The following is a 993-nucleotide window of genomic DNA, read 5'->3' as shown; positions in this document are numbered from 1 at the left end:
CGGTCCAGCTACCGTCACCGATGCCACCATTGGCGCCGTTGAGCAGATACAGCGTCGGCGCGGGCCGATCCGGGTCGGCGGCGCGCAGCACCTGCACGTGTACGACTTTCCGCATCGCCGCCGAATACACACCGAGGTCGAGGATCCGGTCGTCGCGTGGCCGAATATCGTGAATGTGCGAACCATTCGGCGCACGCACGTCCATCGGGTCGCCGGACGGCTCAGCGGTGGCCCGGCCGCCGGACCAGGTGATCAACGCCGCGACAACCGTGAGCGCCGACAGCAGGGCCACGGCCCGTGACATTCGCATCTTCCCCGGATGGCTTTCCATCCTCGCACTCCGATCTCGATAGTGTCCCCAGTCAACGGCCGGCCCGGCGCCGGCTCCATCGATATCGGGGAAGTTTGTGGCGGATACCAGCGCATCGGAGCCGAAACTGGCATCGATGCCAAAGGCATACGAGAGCCGTTGCCGCACACGTGGTGACCGGCCTAACGTCGGCGCCGATATGTCGTTCCTATCGAGGTTGGCGTGTGAAAACCGGTGTCTCGCATTTGGTCTCCCCGGCCGTGACCCAGGCGGCCGCCGCGCTCTGCCTGGCACTCACCGCCGCGACGGCCACCGCCCACGAACCCCCGGCAACGCCTGGTACGGCGCAGCTCGCCACCGAGACTGCAGTTCCGGCGACGGATGCATCGCCCCCTGCTGCACATCCGGTACCCGCAGGCCCGACGGCCGTATCGGTGAATGCTGCTGTACCCGTGCCGGTTTCGGCACCGGAGGTGTCGACAGCCGCGCAGCCCGCATCCGACGGGTCCGCGCTCGAATCAGTGCGGCCCGGCTCCTCCCGCGCGCTCGCGATGACCGTGCACTCGACGGCCATGGATATCCCGGTGCGGGTGGACGTGCTTCCGGCACCGGACCGTTCACGCCCGGCTCCCACCCTGTACCTGCTGAACGGGGTCGACGGCGGCGCGGACGGGAATTGGCTC

Annotated in this window: 2 pseudogenes; one reads left to right on the top strand and one right to left on the bottom strand. The window is 68.2% G+C overall.

The window, feature by feature from the left end:
• Positions 1 to 331, bottom strand: a pseudogene (locus NV2_RS30535) (esterase family protein); the annotation flags it as partial.
• A 203-nt stretch (positions 332 to 534) separates the two neighbouring features.
• Here NV2_RS30535 and NV2_RS30530 point away from each other — a divergent pair.
• Positions 535 to 993 (top strand): annotated as a pseudogene (locus NV2_RS30530) (hypothetical protein); the annotation flags it as partial.

The organism is Nocardia vermiculata NBRC 100427, from assembly GCF_001613265.1.
In the GTDB taxonomy this organism is placed as follows: Bacteria; Actinomycetota; Actinomycetes; order Mycobacteriales; family Mycobacteriaceae; genus Nocardia; species Nocardia vermiculata.
The sequence above is the reverse complement of the archived record's forward strand: the minus strand, read 5'-3'. Positions and strand labels throughout refer to the sequence as shown.